Source organism: Flagellimonas onchidii (genome assembly GCF_004804315.1).
Taxonomy (GTDB): Bacteria; Bacteroidota; Bacteroidia; order Flavobacteriales; family Flavobacteriaceae; genus Flagellimonas; species Flagellimonas onchidii.
Window position 1 is genome coordinate 196,087 of sequence record NZ_SRXX01000004.1, and the last position, 18,304, is coordinate 214,390.

Consider the following 18,304-nt stretch of genomic DNA (forward strand, 5'->3'; position numbering starts at 1 on the left):
AAACAACACATAAAACTATGAAACTATTCGATGTATATCCGTTGTACAATGTAACCCCGGTTTCCGCCAAAGGAATAGAAGTCACAGACGACAAAGGGACCACTTATCTCGATTTTTACGGAGGCCATGCGGTAATTTCCATTGGGCATTCCCATCCCCATTACGTAAACCGACTTAAAGAGCAATTGGATAAGATTGGATTTTATAGTAATTCCATCCAAAATCCGTTGCAGCATCAATTGGCGGAAAAGCTTGGGAAACTTTCCAATTGCGAGGATTATTACCTTTTCATGTGCAATTCAGGAGCGGAAGCCAACGAAAATGCTTTAAAATTGGCATCGTTCCATACCGGTAAATCCAAGGTCATTGCCTTTAAAAATGGTTTTCATGGAAGGACTTCAGCTGCTGTAGCCACGACGGACAATCCATCGATAAATGCTCCTATCAATCTACAGCAAGAGGTTACTTTTTTACCGTTGAATGATTTTGAGGCTTTTGAAAGTGCCATTCAATCCGATGACTATTGCGCCGTAATCCTAGAAACCATTCAAGGTATTGGCGGTTTGGACGAACCTACGACCGAGTTTATCCAGTTTATAGCTGAAAAATCCAAAGCAAAAGAAATAGTCTTCATTGCGGATGAAATTCAATGCGGATTTGGGAGAAGTGGAAAGTTCTTTGCTTTTCAACATCATAATATTCAACCCGATATCATTTCCATGGCCAAGGGTATGGGGAATGGCTTTCCTGTGGGGGGTATTTTGATTCATGAATCCTTTAAGGCATCTTATGGTCTTTTAGGAACCACCTTTGGTGGTAACCATCTGGCCTGTGCTGCAACCTTGGCAGTTCTTGAAGTTCTGGAAAATGAAAACCTACTCTCCAATGCGGATGAATTAGGAAGTTATTTCAAAGAAAAGGCAGCAGAGATTCCACAAGTAAAACAAATCAAAGGAAGAGGACTAATGTTAGGGCTTGAATTTGATTTTGAAGTGGCCAAACTGCGAAAAAAATTGATTTTCAATCAAAAACTGTTCACAGGAGGAGCCAAAGACAAACATGTACTTCGAATTCTTCCCGCGTTGAATATCACAAAACAACATATCGACCTATTTTTTGAAGCACTTAAAGCAGAATTACAATGAGTTTGATATTATCCTTAGAAAAGCGAAACGCCGTTTTGACCACTATGTCAGAATTGGTAAAGTTGGAACAATCCAAAGTTCTGGGAGCCAATAAAAAAGACCTTGACGGTTATTCAGGAGAAGATTTGGCCATGGGTGATCGGCTAAAAGTAGATGCCTCTAAAATAGATGGCATGGTACTATCACTTCAACAACTGGCATCCCAGCAAGATCCTTTAGGCGTGGAGCGTTTTCAGTTTACCCATGAAAATGGCATCCATATCAGCAATAAAACAGCTCCTTTCGGAACCATTTTAATCATTTACGAATCTAGACCCGATGTGACCATTGAAGCAGCTGGCATTGCGTTCAAATCAGGAAATAAAATCTTGCTCAAAGGAGGAAAGGAGTCACTCAACAGTAATTTAGTTCTGGTTCAATTGTGGCACAAAGCATTGGAAGAACATGATTGTTCAACGGATTGGGTCTCATACTTAGAATTTGACAGAGCACGGACACAGAGCTTTTTGGAGAATCCTTCACAAAAAATTGACCTAATAGTTCCCCGAGGAGGTGAAAAACTGATTGCTTTTGTAAAACAACACGCTACTTGCCCCGTAATCGTGAGTGGTAGAGGGAACAACTTCTTATTTGTGGATTCTGAGGCAGATCTAGAAATCGCATTGGATGTCATCCTAAACGCAAAAACCACTAAAATATCGGCCTGTAATGCTTTGGACAAAGTACTCGTTGCTGCTGATCTTCCTCGAAAACAGGAATTTTTACTGCAGTTGGCCCAACAACTTCAAAAAAGTAACGTACAAATCCATACCGATAAATCTTTGTCAAGTCTTTCAAAAACCAAGGAAATAGAGGATGATTCCATCTGGTATGAGGAATTTTTGGATTATAAAATTGTACTTGGGCAAGTCACAGATTTAGAAGAAGCCATCACCAAAATAAACACATATAGTGGAGGGCATTCTGCGGCTATTATTACAGCAAATAACGAAAAAGCTAAAGCATTTATGCAATCCGTAGACTCTGCGGCTGTTTACCATAATGCCTCTACCCGATTTACCGATGGAGGTCAGTTTGGGTTAGGCGGAGAACTTGCTATTAGCACGGATAAATTGCACCAGAGAGGCCCTATCGGGCTTCAGCATTTGGTAAGCAACAAGTGGTACATTACAGGCAATGGCCAAACCAGATAAGATGAAAAAGAAACGAATACTGCTCAAAATAGGTTCAAATACCTTGACCAAGGAAACCAATCATATTTCCCGGGGCAAAGTGGAGGATATAGGTAGGCAAATCGCTCAACTTTCCTCTGATTACGAATTTATTATTGTGAGTTCGGGCGCTATTGCAGCAGCAAAGCAATTTGTAAAACTGGAACACACCGGTCCTGAAATCAACGTAAAGCAAGCTCTGGCAGCGATTGGTCAACCTCATTTAATGCGCATTTTCCAAGAAAGTTTTAGGGAATTGGGTTTGCTCACCTCACAATGTTTGTTATCCTATTCAGATTTTGAGAATTCGGACTCCAGAGTCAACATTAAAAACACCATTAATGTTTTGGTGGCCAATAATTTTGTGCCCATTATTAATGAGAATGATACGGTAGCAACGGACGAAATCAAATTCGGTGATAATGATAAATTAGCAGCATTAACAGCTTCCCTTTTGGACGCTGACTTATTATTGATTGCCACCAACACCAACGGAATCTACACCAAGGAATCATTGGAAAACAATCATCCCAAAACCATCGCAACCGTAAATGACCTTTCAAATCTGGTCAAAGAAATCGGTAATGGTAAATCCACGCACGGAACTGGGGGTATGCAATCTAAAATTGAGGCGGCTACCATAGCGCAAAAAGCCAGTATTGAAACTTGGATTGTGAATGGTTTGAATGAGAATTTCATCCAAGATGCACTTCAAAATTCCATTAACTACACAAAAATCAAGTCATGAAACATTACCTCTCCATAAATGATGTGGACAATCTGTCCGAATGGGTAGAAGAGGCCAGAGCGCTAAAAGCCGCGCCAAAAAAATTCAAAGCACTGGGTGAAGGGAAAACCATTTGCCTTTTGTTTTTCAACAATTCGTTGCGAACACGATTGAGCACACAAAAAGCGGCCATGAATTTAGGAATGGACGTTATGGTCATGAATTTCGGTAGCGAAGGCTGGGCTTTGGAATATGGTGATGGAACTATCATGAATCAAGGTACTTCAGAACATATCAAAGAAGCCGCACAAGTGGTTTCCCAATTTTGTGATGTCGTTGCCATTAGGGCATTTGCGAAACTGGAGGATAGAGCCAAAGATGAAGCCGAAGAAGTTTTGAACGGTTTTACCAAACATACTTCTATTCCCATTGTGAACATGGAAAGTTCCACCGCTCACCCCTTACAGGCATTGGCCGATGCTATAACCTTGGCAGAAAACAACTCCAAAAGCAAACCAAAGGTTGTTTTGTCTTGGGCGCCACACCCTAAAGCTTTGCCTCATGCTGTAGCAAACTCATTCGTTAAGATGATGCAATTGCAGGATGCCGATTTTGTTATCACAAATCCTGAAGGTTATGATTTAGACCCGGAAATTACCAAGGGATGCACCATTGAACATGATCAAGAAAAAGCGTTGGGGAATGCTGATTTTGTTTATGTGAAAAATTGGAGCAGTTACTCAGATTATGGAAAGGTTTTGAATCAAGATTCGAACTGGATGATGACAATTCAAAAACTGGGGAAGGCAAAATTTATGCACTGCCTTCCGGTGAGAAGAAATGTTGTGGTGGAAGATGCAATTTTGGATGGAAATCAATCCTTGGTTATTGAACAGGCAAACAACAGAACCTATACTGCACAAATTGTGCTGAAGAAAATCTTGGAAAACCTAAAATAGCAGGTATGGCAAAGTTAAAAGACAAAGTATGTATTGTTACCGGTGCCACCAGCGGCATGGGAAAGGGTATTGCCGAAATGTTACACGCCGAAGGAGCCAAATTGGTTCTATCCGGTCGTAATGAGGAAAGAGGAAATGACCTCAAAGCTAAACTTAAAGGTTCCGTATTTGTTCCCGGGGATGTGGCCCAACCCGAATACAATGAAAAACTGGTCAAAGCTGCTATAGATCAATTCGGAAAGTTGGACATCCTGTCCCTAAATGCTGGCATTCTTGGATTGGGAAATGTGGTTGAACTGTCGGTATCCTCTTGGCAAAACACTTTGGATATTAACTTAAGTTCCATCTTTTATATCTCAAAATATGCCATTCCGCATCTTCAAAAAGCAGAAGCAGGAAATATTTTGATTAATGCATCTATTGCGGCCTACAAGAGTTTTCCCAATCACCCCGTCTATTGCGCCACTAAAGGTGCCACTGTGGCCTTAATGAAGCAAATGGCAGTTGAATACGCTCCAAAGATTCGGGTCAATGCCATTTGCCCAGGACCTGTGGACACCCCTCTGATTTGGGATTCAGCCAAAGCTTTTGAAGACCCAGAAGCAGCTGTACAAAATGCCGCGGACGCCACTTTATTAAAAAGATTGGGTACTCCCGAAGATGTGGCCAAATTGGCCCTTTTTCTTCTTTCGGATGACTCCTCTTGGATTACCGGAACAGCTATGACGATTGATGGTGGAATATTAAATGCGTGAAATGAAACCAAAACTTTCTATAATAAAAATTGGCGGCAATGTCATAGAAAATCCAAAGAATCTTTCGCATACCCTTGAGCTGTTTTCCCAAATGGATGGACACAAAATATTGGTTCATGGAGGTGGTAAAAAAGCCACAGAAGTTGGAAATAGGTTGGGCATTGAAGCCAAAATGACCAATGGTCGAAGAATCACGGATGCTAAAAGTTTAGATGTAGCCATTATGGTCTATGGAGGGCTTGTTAGCAAAAAAATCACTGCCCTGTTACAGGCACTCGGTTGTAACGCTTTAGGGATGAGCGGAGCTGATGCCAATGCCATCCACGCCCACAAAAGACCCATCAAAAAGGTGGATTTTGGCTGGGTTGGCGATGTTGATGGAGTAAATTCGGATGGAATCTCAAAATTGTTGCTTGCTGGGTTCACCCCTGTATTTTGTGCATTGACCCACGATGGCAATGGGCAATTGTTCAATACCAATGCAGATACAATTGCTTCAGAGTTGGCCATAGGAATGTCTACAGAATTCGAGACCACACTATATTACTGTTTTGAGAAAAAGGGTGTCCTCCGAGATGTTGAAGATGAAAATTCAGTAATTCAACATATCAACTCCGAGACCTACAAAGCGCTTTTAGATGAAGAGGTAATTGCCGATGGAATGCTGCCAAAAATGCACAATTGCTTTCATGCCCTGAATCATAATGTAAAACAAGTTTGTATCGGTGATAGTGATATGCTTCAAAAAACAAGCTCAAATTTTACGACCTTAACGCTATGAAACCAAATCAAGAACAACTGACCAAAAGTGCTATACAGCTATTGCAACAACTGATTGCAATTCCTTCTTTTTCTAGTGAGGAGGATAAAACAGGGGATGCCATTCAAAAATGGTTATCGGATTTTGGTGTGGAAACACAACGTCAATTCAACAACATTTATGCTTTCAACAAGCATTTTGATGAAAACAAACCTACCCTCCTACTGAATTCGCATCACGATACGGTAAAGCCGAACAGTGCCTATACCAAAGACCCTTTTCATCCTCATATCGAAGATGGAAAGTTGTATGGCTTGGGCAGCAATGACGCGGGTGGATGTTTGGTTTCGCTTTTAGCCACTTTTGTTCATTTTTATGAAGAAAAGAACCTGAACCATAATATAATTATGGCCGCGACGGCCGAAGAAGAGAGTGCTGGTGAAAAAAGCCTGCGAGGCCTTTTGCCCGAACTTCCCAAAATTGATGTCGCGGTAGTCGGTGAACCTACCTTGCTGGATCTCGCCATTGCGGAAAAAGGATTGATTGTTTTTGATGCTGTGGTCGAAGGAACGCCTTCCCATGCGGCACATCCAAACAACAACAATTCCATTTATAATACCATTGAGGTTTTAAACTGGTTCAAAAACTGTTCTTTTGAAAAAGAATCTGAAGCCTTGGGCAAAGTGAAATTGACGGTTACCCAGATCAATGCGGGAAACCAACATAATGTGGTCCCAGCAAAAGTGGATTTGGTGGTGGACGTACGGGTAAACGATTGCTATTCCAACCAAGAAATTGCAGCTATTTTGGATAAGGAAGCTCCCTGCAAAATGACTCCGCGTTCACTCCGATTAAACTCGTCCGCCATTGACCCTAATCACGATTTGGTCAAAAGCGGAATCGCATTGGGAAGAAAAACCTATGGTTCCCCAACCTTATCAGATCAAGCAGCATTGAGCTGTCAATCGGTAAAGTTGGGTCCAGGGGACAGTACCCGTTCCCATTCCGCCAACGAATTTATTTATGTGAAAGAAATTGAAGAAGGAATAGATTTGTATTTTAAAATTTTATCTGGATTCTTAATCCCCCAATAACACAATAATGTCAGGAGAAACCAACCTTTCCACCTTATTATCCAAATTACAGCCAGTTCTTAACCAAGGAGATTTTGTTTTCGCAAGCGTGGACGACTCCTTTCAATTTGACCTCAACTTGGTCCATGGAATTTTTAGAGAAAAAGAAGGTATCACCTTGATTCTGAAAAAAGAGATTGCCGATAGCATCAACTTAAAATATAACTATATGGCTTCCTGCATTACGTTAGATGTACACTCTTCTTTGGAAATGGTAGGACTTACTGCGGCAGTTTCAAACGCCCTAGCAAAGGAAAATATAAGTTGTAATGTGGTCGCCGCATTTTATCACGATCATATTTTTGTGGATAAACAAGATGCCAAAAAAGCCATGAATGTTTTGCTCCAATTGTCAAACAAAAACAATTCAAAAAAATGAAACTCTGGGACAAAGGTTTTAGCACCGATAAGAAAATAGACCATTTTACCGTAGGCAATGATAGAAAACTCGATTTGCTCTTGGCAAAATATGACGTGATTGCCTCCAAGGCCCATACCAAAATGTTGGGCAAGGTAGGGTTAATTACAGAGGAGGAAACTAAAAAGTTGATCGAAGAACTGGACAAAATTACCAATTGTATCGAAGATGGGGTTTTCACCATTGAGGATGATTTTGAGGACATGCATTCCAAAATTGAATTCGTTCTTACCCAACGACTAGGCGATGTTGGTAAAAAAATCCATACTGCCAGATCACGAAACGATCAGGTTTTGGTAGCCATGCAGCTCTATTTGAAAAATGAGCTCACAGAAATTAAAAATGAGGTCAAATCGCTTTTTGATCTTTTACTAAAGCTTGCAGAAAAACACAAATCTGTACTTCTACCTGGTTACACCCACTTACAAATTGCCATGCCATCCTCATTCGGATTGTGGTTTTCGGCCTATGCCGAAAGCTTGGTAGATGATCTGTATTTTGTACAGGCAGCCTATAAAATTGCGGACCAAAACCCTTTGGGAAGTGCCGCAGGTTATGGAAGCTCTTTTCCTATTGACAGAAATTTTACCACGGAAGAAATAGGTTTCGACACTTTAAAATACAATGTGGTTGCCGCTCAAATGGGTCGAGGCAAGGTAGAAAAAGCCACTGCCTTTGGAATCTCAAGCATAGCAGCGACTCTTTCCAAATTAGCCATGGACGTCTGTCTGTACATGAGCCAAAATTTTGATTTTATCTCATTCCCTGATGAGTTGACCACGGGCAGCAGTATCATGCCGCACAAGAAAAATCCAGATGTTTTTGAATTGATTCGAGGTAAGTGCAACAAGATTCAATCCATTCCCAACCAATTAACACTGATTACCAACAATTTGCCTAGTGGTTACCACAGAGACCTACAATTGGTAAAGGAAGTCATTGTACCCGCTATTCAAGATATCAAAGCTTGTTTGGAAATGATGGTGTTCAGTTTAAAGGAAATCCAGGTAAATACGCAAATCCTTGATGACCCAAAATACGATTACCTATTTAGTGTGGATACGCTAAATGAGCTTGTAAAAAGTGGTATGCCCTTCCGAGATGCCTATAAAAATATGGGCAAGGATATTGAAGAAGGTACTTTTACCCCTAAAAAAGATATTGACCATACCCATGAAGGGAGTTTGGGCAATTTATGTTTAGAGGAGATCCAGATAAAAATGGAAAATGTACTGAAATAAAAACAAGCTCCTTTCCCTTTTGGAAAGGTGTCAGCTAAGGTGGACGGAAAGGGATCTTAGATTATTTTGCTCATTCGTTAATTCAAAGCAGGTCTCCATCAATTGGCCTTAGATTTTTTGTAGAAATCTCCCGAACTTCACCTACCTGTGCTGAACATGCTTACACTGAATTTATTTCAGTGATTCAGTATCGTAAGATATAAATCATTAAAACCGATTCATATCCTTTTAGTTATATGGTATTAAACGAAATGACAAGACTACTAATAGCTTTAATAACATTATTTCAAATATCTTTATTTAGTTGTGATATGAAAGACGATAAAGGGATGGGTATAGACAAAACTGAACTTTTCCAAAAAAATATTGAATACCCTTATAGTGCATCAGAAAAAAGAAAGATGCTTATCCTTAATAATATGAATAAACTAAAAAAGGGAATGGCAAAAGTAGACGTAATCAAATTAATGACTCAACCTGATGAGGCCAACTTGACTTATAAATTTAAGAAGGCTGAATCTGATAATGTTATTGGATTTTCATTAGCCTATATACTAAGACGTGATACAGATTCAGGCAGTGCTATTGAAAAAAATGAACAACTTCTACGAATACATTTTGATAATTCTGAAAAGCTTATTTGGTCTTACTCTCAGGATGTTGATGAATTTAATGCAATTGAAAAAGAATAAAATACCATATAACAATGTGTATAAGTAATAACGGTTTAAGTAATAAAAGTAAAGTATGAACATGAAACAAAGGTCAGTGCAAAACCGAAAGGTTTGTGAGTAGAAATCCGTTAATACTCCTACACGAGACCGACAAGTGCACCTCAAATTTCCGTAAAGATTTTTCTTCAAAAGCCTTTGCCATATCCCAATTTTAGTCCATAAGGCTAAGATGTTCTGTTTTTACTCAACAAAAAGAGATTTATAACCATAATCCCCTTTTTATTCTTAGCTTTCGGTAATGAAGGATTCCGATTATTTTTCATATCTCTACGAGATAGCGCGTCTTCTGAACAAGGAGTTTTCATTGCGTTCTGCCCTTTGTAAATCTTTAGAGCAGATGGTGGAAATCCTTGATTTGGATACGGGTTGGGTATGGCTCACTGAAGCAGATAACAAATCCGTTTACTTAGCGGCATCTTATAATCTGCCTCCGGCATTGAGCAAACACCCAGAACGACTATCGGGGGGATGCTTTTGCATCAACCAATACCTGTCAGATGACATAGACCAACCACTGAACATTAGCGAGATTGCCTGTACCCGATTAAAGAATATTAATTCTGGAACCGAAGGCCTTAAATTTCATGCCACCATTCCGATTATCATCAATGACCAAAAAGTGGGGCTCATCAATTTATTGAGCAAGGAAACCCGGGAGCTCAGTGAAAGGGAACTCATGGTTCTTAACACCATTAGTGAGTTAGTGGGAACTGCCGTTCAACGTACCCGATTGCAACAATCGTACCCTACCAAAAAAATGAATCCAACACCTCCGTGAAAGATATATTGGATCGTGTTTACATACCAAAAATGAATGCCATTATCTCAGGTTTGGAAAGTTCTAAAAATGATGCCGACAAGGTAACGGAGGCTCTTAAAAGAACTACTGACCTTCAAAAACAGCTTAAAACACTGCTACAAGAGACAGAGCGATATGCCGAAAATAACACATCCAATCAACTCCACTATCCCGAAATGCCTCTTACTAAAAGGGAGTTGGAAGTATTGAAGCTCATAAAAAAAGGGTTGACCAACGAACAGATAGGGAAGCAACTTTACATTACCGAAAGAACGGTGAAATTCCATATAACCTCCATCCTTTCCAAGCTTAATGCCGACAATAGAACCGAAGCTGTAGATATTGCCTTGAAACGAGGGCTTTTTAGTATTTAAAAATTGCTGTACTAAAGTACAGGTTGTTTTCTGTACGGAAGTTCGTTTTGCTGATTTCATTATCTCTAGATATTTGCTATTCACTAAAACACAATAGCATGAGAAATTCAAACATCTATTTAGAGCACGCCAATATCACGGTCAATGACCTCCAAGAAGCCATAAATTTTTTCCAAACCGCTTTCCCGCATTTTAAGATAAGAGGAGGAGAAAATGAAACTAGGGAATGGGTACACTTTGGAGATGATAACACTTACATCGCCATTAATCAAGCGCAGTACAGCGAATTAAAAAGGGACAAGAACTATGGCAAAATCGGAATCAACCACATAGGTTTTGTAGTTGAGGATGTGGAGGAAATAGCCAATAATCTTCTAAAGGCAGGTTACAAACGGGATTTTCCCAAAGAAGTGGAGCAATTTAGAATTCGCGACTATTTTGCTGATGCCGATGGCAACCAATTCGAGTTTGTACAATACCTAAGTGAACTGCCAGAAGAACGAAATAGTTACAACAAACAAGTTTCAGTATAATCAAAAAGCGAATTACTTAATCATTTTTAAATTCACAACCTCCTGTTCGGTCAAATGGCGCCAATGTCCACGCGGGAGGTCTTTTTTGGTAAGTCCGGCGAAAATTACCCGATCCAATTTGGTCACATGATAACCTAGATGTTCAAAAATTCGACGAACTATGCGGTTACGACCGCTGTGGATTTCAACCCCTACTTCTTTCTTTGGTGAACCTTGGATATAGCTAATGTCATCTACAGTTACAGGGCCATCATCAAGTTTAAGCCCCTCTTGGATTTTATGTAAATCGGACATAGCCAGGTTTTTATTCAAAAACACATGATAAATCTTGCGAACACCATGTGTGGGATGAGTCAATTTTTTAGTTAAATCACCATCATTGGTAAAAAGTAAAAGCCCTGTGGTGTTGCGATCTAAACGGCCTACGGGCAATAAACGTGAATTGGAAGCACTGGATACCAACTCCATTACCGTTCGCCTACCCTTTTCATCACTAGTGGTAGTGATAAAGTTTTTGGGTTTATTCAAAAGCACATACTCCTTCTTTTCCGGGTTCAGTTTTCGGCCATCGAATCGGACATCATCCGTCAACTTTACTTTGTAACCCATTTCGGTAATTACCTTTCCGTTTACGGTAACATTCCCCGCTGCAATATAAGTGTCTGCTTCTCTCCTAGAACAAATTCCGGCGTTGGCAATATAGCGATTCAACCGAATCTCATTGGGATTGGATTTTTTTACCTGCTTTTGGGGTTTTGATTGAAATCCTTCTTTCTTGAAGAATGGTTTCTTAGGATTCCTTTTTTGGGAGTTTCCAGAAGGCCTTCTGCCTCTGCTATAGTCTGATTTCGCCATCAGTCATAAATTTTTGCAAAGGTAGCGTTTTTTCTTCCCCAAAGTATACTTGACCAGATTATAAAAACAAAAGATGAAAGGTGTAGGGTCAATCCTTAAACCCCATTCGTCAACCCAAACCCATCATTCGTCAATTGAGGTCATTTTCTTATGTCCGAAATGTGGAATTTAATTCTCATTGTTCAAAAAACCATAATAATAGCCTTGGTGTGAAAAAATCAATACAGCAGCTTAAAAATGTGGTACAAAACCAGTTGATAAATCTCTTTTTCAACCGTTTTCTCACCAAACTCGATAAAAACAGTATTGCCATCGACTGTGGTGCCAATGTTGGTGATATTAGTTTAAAGTTGGCCAAAACCGGTGCCCAAGTATTTGCTTTTGAACCCAACCCGTTTGCCTACAAGGAGTTAATTGATAAGGTGAAAGATTACAAAAACGTAACTCCGTACAATAAAGGCGTTTGGGATAAAAACACGGTAACCAAACTATATTTTCACAACCAAGCTGAAAATGACGAGGCATTTTGGTCTTTCGGTTCTTCAATTGTAAAAGCCAAAGGGAATGTTGATAAAGAAAGATCAATAGAAGTTGAAATTATTGACTTAACAGAATTTATCGACCGACTCGACAAAAAAGTAGATCTTTTAAAAATAGATATTGAAGGGGCTGAGTGCGAATTATTGGAAAAATTTATAAAAAAAGAATTGTACAAAAAGGTGACCCTAACCTTGGTTGAAACGCATGACAGAAAAATTGACGGGCAAAAAAAGAAAACCGACCGATTAAGAGAGCTTATCAAAGAAAAGGAAATCGACAATATCAATTTGTCATGGTTATAGAGGGCTTCGTTACTCTGAAACAAGCTCAGCATAGATTGACAATCCCGTTTTTATTAAACTTTTAAATAATCCATTGAATATGAAAACAATAAAACAAGGCTTTATACCTCTCCTACTTATATTGTTATGCACCGTTGGTTTCATACCAAGCGACAAAGTAATCTTAGGTGGAAATCAGCAACAAACCACCCATGTCGTCTCCAACTTAAAAGAATTTTTAGATGCTCTGGGAAACAACAGAAAGATCATTATAACCAATGACATTCACATAAAGGAAGAGTTAAGCACGGTTGTCACAGACACCTGTAAACTCTATAATGGCTCAACTTCCAAAGATTGGTTTTCGCCAGAGTATGTCAATGAATTTTATAATATAGAAGGGCCATACTTGTCTTCAGTGGACACTAAAGAATCATTAAGCAAAAATGATTTTAAAGAATTTCTTGAAAATCCTATAATCTTGGTCATTAAAAAAGCATATAACTTAACCATTACAACCCATAATTCTTCAAATATTATTTTAAACCAGGCTAATGATGAAGTTATACGATTTGATTCTTTAACAAATTTCAAGCTTCAAAATTTACAGATATTTCATAGACCTGAAACGAATGGAGGCTGTGGCGAATTTGCTCCAGTAATCACATTTTATGATGCTATAAATATTATTGTCGATAACTGTAAGCTCAATGGAAGCGGTACGGAAGGTATCTATACAAATGGAATTGAAAATTTAGAGATTGTTAACACTGAGATATTTAACTGTAACAAAAGAGGTCTTAGTTTTGAGAACAGCAAGAACGTTATGGTAGACAACTGTGAAGTTTATTTAAATAATCTCGATGCAAATGCGGAATATAATGATGGGCCAAGTATCTTCTACCTTATTGATAGTGATGTTGAAGTAATAAGAACCGTAATCACAAAAAACACTAGTGAAAGTATTGCTCCTTTTATCGATATTGATAATAAAAGCTCCATCAAGTTTAAAAATTGTAAAATATTGGACAACATCAATTTCACCATCACAGATGAGCAAAAAAAATCTTTTAATATCAACTCTTTATAATAATATAAGAGCTAAACCAACAGATATATCCACCCGTTAGTGAGCCATATTGAAAAAAATAACATGAAGTCAATTATACCCTATATATTTTTCATTTTTCAAATAGTAGCTGCGAACTCTCAAGAAAGTTCTGCAAAGCCCTACTACATCTGGGCCAAAAGTGGATTAAGCTTACGAGAATCTCCAAGTGCAAATGCCGAAAAGATTACAATCATTCCATATAAATCTGAGGTCAGCATAATTTCCGATTCAGGAATACTCCTAACGGTCACTGAATTTCCAGGCTTTGACTATACCGATAACTGGGTCAAAATAAAGTATAAGGATTTTATCGGATATTCTTTTATGGGCTACCTATCGACCATAAAACCACCAGAGCTTCATGAAAATTATCCGCTTTTAGAGTATTTAAATGATAGTTTTTCAAAGATAGATACTCACATATTATCTAGATATGAAGATTGCACCACCGACGATGACCATTGTATTAGTTCAGGAGTTGCAAGCTATAAAGAAGGCATCAGCTATAGTTTTTTTAATGAAGGTGGTTTTTCAGGTTCTTTGAGCATCCCCAATTTTAATATTTTACAAGCTTTTACTTTAGCAACTATTTTCTGCCCTAGTTATAAAGATTTTGAAACAAAATATTTTGAAACTCCACTGCCCACAATAATGGTTTTTAGAGATGATGTTGGCTGCGATTTTTCGATTACCGTTTTAGGTGACTTTACCATAATACATTGGACAGCTGGGTGTTGAAAAATAACTCTGCTTACTATTCCCCTTCATATATAACCGTAGATTGCCGTTCTCGATTTACGGTCAATTTGGTCACATCGGGTCGGGAATAGTGTCCAACTGGGTCAAAGTTTTGGCGTTCTTCGTAAACACGATTAAAATCCAGTGTTTCATAAATCAACCCTTCTTGGCCCACCAAAGGCTCAATGATCCATTCGCCATCCGGTCCGGCAATACACGAACCTCCATTAGCCAGCATATCAGGTGCCTTTTTAAGAATTTTATCTAAATGCGGAGTTTCCTCTGGAAAATCCGAGGTGCGCATCAACGAAGAGACAGAAATCACAAAACTTCGTGATTCTCGAGCGATAAAACGGGTTATGTCCTTGGTATTGTGCAACCCTCCTGGCCATACTGCCACATGCAAATTTTCACCTTGGCCATAAAGAGCGGTCCTAGGCAAGGGCATCCAATTTTCCCAGCAATTAAGTCCTCCCACTGTAAATTGTTTTAATGGATGTACTTTAAGTCCGTTCCCATCTCCCGGGGCCCAGGTCAAGCGCTCATCGTAAGTAGGTTGCAACTTACGATGCACGGATTTTATCTCACCTTCAGCATTGATATAGACCAGAGAACAATATAAACTGTGGCCTCCACGGTCTTTTGCGCGTTCTATCATGCCCAAATAAATGGCAATTTTATGCGCCTTTGCCAGCTCACATATCGAATCCAAATCTCCAACTTCAATCTGAATGGAATTTCGGGCGTAGTGGGCATGGAGTTCCTTATTTATTTTTAAATCCCAAGAAGCTCCATCGGTATAGGCTAACCAAAACGGATATCCAGGTAAAAAAGCTTCTCCGAATACCACTAGTTCAGCTTCATTGGATGCAGCTTCTTTAATGGTGGTTTCGATTTTTTGAATTGTTGCTTTTTTATCCAGCCAAACCGGTGCAATTTGCGCCAAGGCCACTTTTAAAAGGTTTTCCATTATAAAATCCGATTTAAGACCAAATCCACGTCAATCAATAAGATGCTAAAAACTCCAGCCACGATAATGAACTTGAGGATATTGTGTAACCAAACATAGTGTTTTTTGCGTTTGGCCTTTGCCAATAGAATGGTAAATATCAGTAGTAATATGATGCACCCATAAAAGTAAATATACATATAGCCCACATCAAAATATTGGATGAGTAATAAAGCCGGAACCAATGTCAATAGAATTAATAAACCTATCAATATTTTCGAAGTTTTCGAGCCATACAATATGGGAATGGTCTTATAGTTTTGCGCCATATCACCAGCCATGTTCTCAAGATCCTTAATCATTTCACGGGCCAATATTAATAGCGTAAGAAATAGACCATGCACAAAAATGACTTTTTCAAAGTTTTGATAGTACACAAAAACCACAAAAAATGGAGCGATTGCCAAGGAAGCAGAAACCAAATTACCAATAAAAGGAATTCGTTTCAACTTATGGGAGTACAACCAAATCCCGAAAATATAGGAAGAAAAGAAAAGTACCGCCCTAAAGGAAATATAACTTGCCGCAAAAACTGCCAATAGATTAAGAATAAAGTAAGTGGTCAACTTAAAGCGCTGGCTCACCAATCTGTCGAGCATGCTTTTTCGGGGCTTATTAATCAAGTCTTTTTCGGCATCATAAAAATTGTTGATGATATAACCACTGGCAATCACTAAAGCCGAAGCAGTCACAATCAAAAAGAGGTTTAGATCAAAGACCACTTCCCTTAAGGGAAGGTTTGGGGATAGAATATAAATGGAAGCCAAATATTGCGCAATGGTAATCACAAGAATGTTATAACCTCGAACTACTGAAAACAGACTCAGCAGCTTAAACAGCAACAGTCTATTTTTTCTACTAAGCATGTGATGGGTTTAGAAGTGGTAAACCACTTCCAATTTGTGTCCTGCAAGCGCTTTTTGAGCCTTCTCAAAATCTTGGGTAAAGCCCAAAATATAACCTCCACCTCCTGACCCACAGAGTTTTAGATAATAGTCATTGGATTCGATTCCTTGCTGCCAAAGCTGATGAAATTTAGAAGGAATCATAGGTTTGAAATGATCCAAGGCAACGTGTGAAAGCTGTTTCAGGTTTCTGAAAAGGGATTTGACATTTCCGTTCAAGAAATCTTCCACACAGGCATCGGTATGCTTCACAAATTGGTTTTTAATCATGCTCCTAAAGCCTTCTTGTTTCATTTTCTCCATAAAAATCTGCACCATGGGGGCGGTTTCTCCAGTCATTCCGCTATCCAATAAGAATACAGCACCTTTTCCTTCTTTATTTTGGGAAGGTAGACTTGTAGACTCAATATTATCTTTTGAATTTATCAGAATAGGTAAACTCAAATAACTGTTCAAAGGATCTAGCCCAGAAGATTTTCCATGGAAAAAGGATTCCATTTTGCCAAATATCTCCTTAAGTTTCAACAGTTTCTCTCTAGTTAAGTTCTCCAGAACGGTAATCTTTTCGGTCGCATATTTATCGTATATGGCCGCAACGAGAGCCCCACTACTACCAATACCATAGCCTTGTGGAATGGAACTATCGAAGTACATTCCCTGCTCCACATCGCTTTCCAAAGCTTCCAGATCAAAGGACACTAAACCTTGTTCTTCCCTTTCGAGGTTTCTTAAATACAAAGCAAAATCTTTTAGGCTCTCATTAGACTCTTTAGCTTGATCAGAAAAATGATCCTCAGTTTTGAGCGCTCCCTTAAAAAAATTATAGGGTATGGAAAGTCCTTTGGAATCTTTGATGATTCCATACTCTCCAAACAAAAGAATCTTAGAATAAAAAAGTGGTCCTTTCATATGTACTTTCTAAAAATACAAATATTTGCCCTTGATTGTACCTTCTAACGTCAAACGGGGCCGATCATTGGGTGTTCTCCACTAATTTTCGAGCACCTTTACCAATTCGATCGCAAATATAATGTCCATTCTCGCAATGCGCAACCAATTCATTCTGAATAAATTGAATTGCCTTCTCTTTAACCGACTTTGGATAAAGCACATGAACATTAGCTCCGGCATCGAGCGTAAAGCAAATGGGGGTTTTAGTCTCTTTCCGATACACCCATATTTTATTGATGATTTCTAAAGTGTCGGGCTTCATCAAAATAAAATAAGGATTACTGGTCATCATCATGGCATGAAGAGTCAATGCCTCACTCTCCACAATCTGAATGAAACTTTCCAAATCTCCCTTTGAAAAAACCTCCTTTAATTTATTGAGATTATCATGTGCTTGTTGAAAGCGTCTAGCTGCATAAGGATGATCATGCATTAAATTATGTCCAACCGTACTGCTAACTTGCTTTTCCCCTTTATGTACCAACAGAATAGTATCATGAAAATTATTAAAAACGGAATCAACATCGAATGGATACTTTATTCCAAACAAATCTGAACTTGTTGGAATTTCTTGATGTATTCCCCATTGAATCAAGTCGCCTTCAATACTTCTACAGGCACTCCCCGAGCCCAATCGGGCCAAAAATGAAGCTTTTTTGTTGAAGAAAACATCGTCCATTTTAGCGTCCAGTTTTCTTTCAATATCAAGCAAGCATAGAGCCAGTGCGGCCATTCCACTTGCCGAAGAAGCAATTCCGCTGCTATGCGGAAAGGAATTTGAAGTCTCTATTTTAAAGTGATACGAGGTCAAAAAAGGAACATAATCTACAATCCGTTCAAAGAAAGTTTGGATTTTGGGCTTGAAATCATCTTTGGGCCTTCCATCCAAAAGCAAGTCAAATGAAAACTGTGAGCTTTCTTCTTTTCGTGAATAAACAATCGAAGTCGTAGTTGCACACGCATCCAAAGTAAAGCTTATAGATGGGTTTGCAGGAATCTGATTCGCTTTCTTTCCCCAATATTTCACCAAAGCAATATTGCTAGGAGCCTTCCAAGCTACTTTCCCTTCTGCTGGTAAATCTCTATAAGGGTTAGGCAGAAAGTCTTTCGGGTTCATTGACATAA

Annotated in this window: 21 protein-coding genes; 16 read left to right on the top strand and 5 right to left on the bottom strand. The window is 38.9% G+C overall.

Annotated features, from left to right (window positions below):
* Nucleotides 1–17: 17 nt before the first annotated feature.
* The 13 genes from E4661_RS06140 to E4661_RS06200 all read left to right on the top strand — a co-directional run bounded on the left by E4661_RS06140 (nucleotide 18) and on the right by E4661_RS06200 (nucleotide 10,789).
* Nucleotides 18–1,145 carry an aspartate aminotransferase family protein gene (locus E4661_RS06140; RefSeq protein WP_136465947.1) on the top strand — a complete coding sequence of 376 codons (1,128 nt, stop codon included), beginning with the start codon at nucleotides 18–20 and terminating at the stop codon, nucleotides 1,143–1,145.
* Nucleotides 1,142–2,338: a glutamate-5-semialdehyde dehydrogenase gene (locus E4661_RS06145; protein ID WP_136465948.1), complete on the top strand. Its 1,197-nt coding sequence runs from the start codon at nucleotides 1,142–1,144 to the stop codon at nucleotides 2,336–2,338. Before E4661_RS06140 ends, E4661_RS06145 begins: the two co-directional genes overlap by 4 nt.
* A 1-nt stretch (nucleotide 2,339) precedes the next feature.
* Entirely contained in the window at nucleotides 2,340–3,104 is a 765-nt protein-coding gene (gene proB, locus E4661_RS06150) for a glutamate 5-kinase (RefSeq protein WP_136465949.1), read from the top strand.
* Nucleotides 3,101–4,042, top strand: coding sequence for a Rossmann-fold NAD(P)-binding domain-containing protein (locus E4661_RS06155; protein WP_136465950.1), 942 nt, complete (start codon nucleotides 3,101–3,103; stop codon nucleotides 4,040–4,042). Before proB ends, E4661_RS06155 begins: the two co-directional genes overlap by 4 nt.
* A 5-nt stretch (nucleotides 4,043–4,047) precedes the next feature.
* On the top strand, nucleotides 4,048–4,797 hold the full coding sequence (locus tag E4661_RS06160) for an SDR family NAD(P)-dependent oxidoreductase (protein ID WP_136465951.1): 750 nt from the start codon (nucleotides 4,048–4,050) through the stop codon (nucleotides 4,795–4,797).
* 1 nt (nucleotide 4,798) lies between these two features.
* Entirely contained in the window at nucleotides 4,799–5,578 is a 780-nt protein-coding gene (gene argB / locus E4661_RS06165; RefSeq protein WP_136465952.1) for an acetylglutamate kinase, read from the top strand.
* Complete coding sequence (locus tag E4661_RS06170) at nucleotides 5,575–6,651, top strand: M20 family metallo-hydrolase (RefSeq protein WP_136465953.1); 1,077 nt, start codon at nucleotides 5,575–5,577, stop codon at nucleotides 6,649–6,651. The genes argB and E4661_RS06170 overlap by 4 nt, the downstream gene beginning before the upstream one ends.
* 7 nt (nucleotides 6,652–6,658) lie before the next feature.
* Entirely contained in the window at nucleotides 6,659–7,069 is a 411-nt protein-coding gene (locus E4661_RS06175; protein ID WP_136465954.1) for an ACT domain-containing protein, read from the top strand.
* Nucleotides 7,066–8,349 (top strand): argininosuccinate lyase, encoded by a 1,284-nt coding sequence (gene argH, locus E4661_RS06180; RefSeq protein ID WP_136465955.1) that lies wholly within the window; start codon nucleotides 7,066–7,068, stop codon nucleotides 8,347–8,349. The genes E4661_RS06175 and argH overlap by 4 nt, the downstream gene beginning before the upstream one ends.
* Nucleotides 8,350–8,660: 311 nt before the next feature.
* A complete protein-coding gene (locus E4661_RS06185) occupies nucleotides 8,661–9,041 on the top strand; it encodes a hypothetical protein (RefSeq protein ID WP_136465956.1) in 381 nt (126 codons plus the stop codon).
* Between the two features lie 280 nt (nucleotides 9,042–9,321).
* The gene (locus tag E4661_RS06190) at nucleotides 9,322–9,861 is read left to right on the top strand and encodes a GAF domain-containing protein (RefSeq protein WP_136465957.1); all 540 of its coding nucleotides are present in this window, start codon (nucleotides 9,322–9,324) and stop codon (nucleotides 9,859–9,861) included.
* A complete protein-coding gene (locus tag E4661_RS06195) occupies nucleotides 9,858–10,256 on the top strand; it encodes a helix-turn-helix transcriptional regulator (RefSeq protein ID WP_205728929.1) in 399 nt (132 codons plus the stop codon). Before E4661_RS06190 ends, E4661_RS06195 begins: the two co-directional genes overlap by 4 nt.
* Before the next feature lie 98 nt (nucleotides 10,257–10,354).
* Complete coding sequence (locus tag E4661_RS06200) at nucleotides 10,355–10,789, top strand: VOC family protein (protein WP_136465958.1); 435 nt, start codon at nucleotides 10,355–10,357, stop codon at nucleotides 10,787–10,789.
* Nucleotides 10,790–10,801: 12 nt separating this feature from the next.
* On the opposite strand, the gene E4661_RS06205 is transcribed toward E4661_RS06200, so the two are convergent.
* On the bottom strand, nucleotides 10,802–11,644 hold the full coding sequence (locus tag E4661_RS06205; RefSeq protein WP_136465959.1) for a pseudouridine synthase: 843 nt from the start codon (nucleotides 11,642–11,644) through the stop codon (nucleotides 10,802–10,804).
* A 209-nt stretch (nucleotides 11,645–11,853) separates the two neighbouring features.
* Between E4661_RS06205 and E4661_RS06210 the strand changes: the two genes are divergently transcribed.
* From E4661_RS06210 to E4661_RS06220, 3 genes are all read left to right on the top strand, one after another.
* Nucleotides 11,854–12,486: an FkbM family methyltransferase gene (locus E4661_RS06210; RefSeq protein ID WP_168796338.1), complete on the top strand. Its 633-nt coding sequence runs from the start codon at nucleotides 11,854–11,856 to the stop codon at nucleotides 12,484–12,486.
* A gap of 79 nt (nucleotides 12,487–12,565) precedes the next feature.
* Nucleotides 12,566–13,555 (top strand): right-handed parallel beta-helix repeat-containing protein, encoded by a 990-nt coding sequence (locus tag E4661_RS06215; protein WP_136465961.1) that lies wholly within the window; start codon nucleotides 12,566–12,568, stop codon nucleotides 13,553–13,555.
* Nucleotides 13,556–13,618: 63 nt separating this feature from the next.
* On the top strand, nucleotides 13,619–14,314 hold the full coding sequence (locus tag E4661_RS06220) for an SH3 domain-containing protein (protein ID WP_136465962.1): 696 nt from the start codon (nucleotides 13,619–13,621) through the stop codon (nucleotides 14,312–14,314).
* Nucleotides 14,315–14,330: 16 nt separating this feature from the next.
* Here E4661_RS06220 and E4661_RS06225 read toward each other — a convergent pair whose 3' ends face one another.
* The 4 genes from E4661_RS06225 to mvaD form a co-directional block, all read right to left on the bottom strand.
* A complete protein-coding gene (locus E4661_RS06225; protein ID WP_136465963.1) occupies nucleotides 14,331–15,284 on the bottom strand; it encodes a carbon-nitrogen hydrolase family protein in 954 nt (317 codons plus the stop codon).
* Nucleotides 15,284–16,189: a geranylgeranylglycerol-phosphate geranylgeranyltransferase gene (locus E4661_RS06230; protein WP_136465964.1), complete on the bottom strand. Its 906-nt coding sequence runs from the start codon at nucleotides 16,187–16,189 to the stop codon at nucleotides 15,284–15,286. Before E4661_RS06230 ends, E4661_RS06225 begins: the two co-directional genes overlap by 1 nt.
* A gap of 9 nt (nucleotides 16,190–16,198) precedes the next feature.
* The gene (locus E4661_RS06235; protein ID WP_136465965.1) at nucleotides 16,199–17,137 is read right to left on the bottom strand and encodes a mevalonate kinase family protein; all 939 of its coding nucleotides are present in this window, start codon (nucleotides 17,135–17,137) and stop codon (nucleotides 16,199–16,201) included.
* Nucleotides 17,138–17,201: 64 nt separating this feature from the next.
* On the bottom strand, nucleotides 17,202–18,296 hold the full coding sequence (mvaD, locus tag E4661_RS06240; protein WP_136465966.1) for a diphosphomevalonate decarboxylase: 1,095 nt from the start codon (nucleotides 18,294–18,296) through the stop codon (nucleotides 17,202–17,204).
* Nucleotides 18,297–18,304 lie beyond the last annotated feature (8 nt).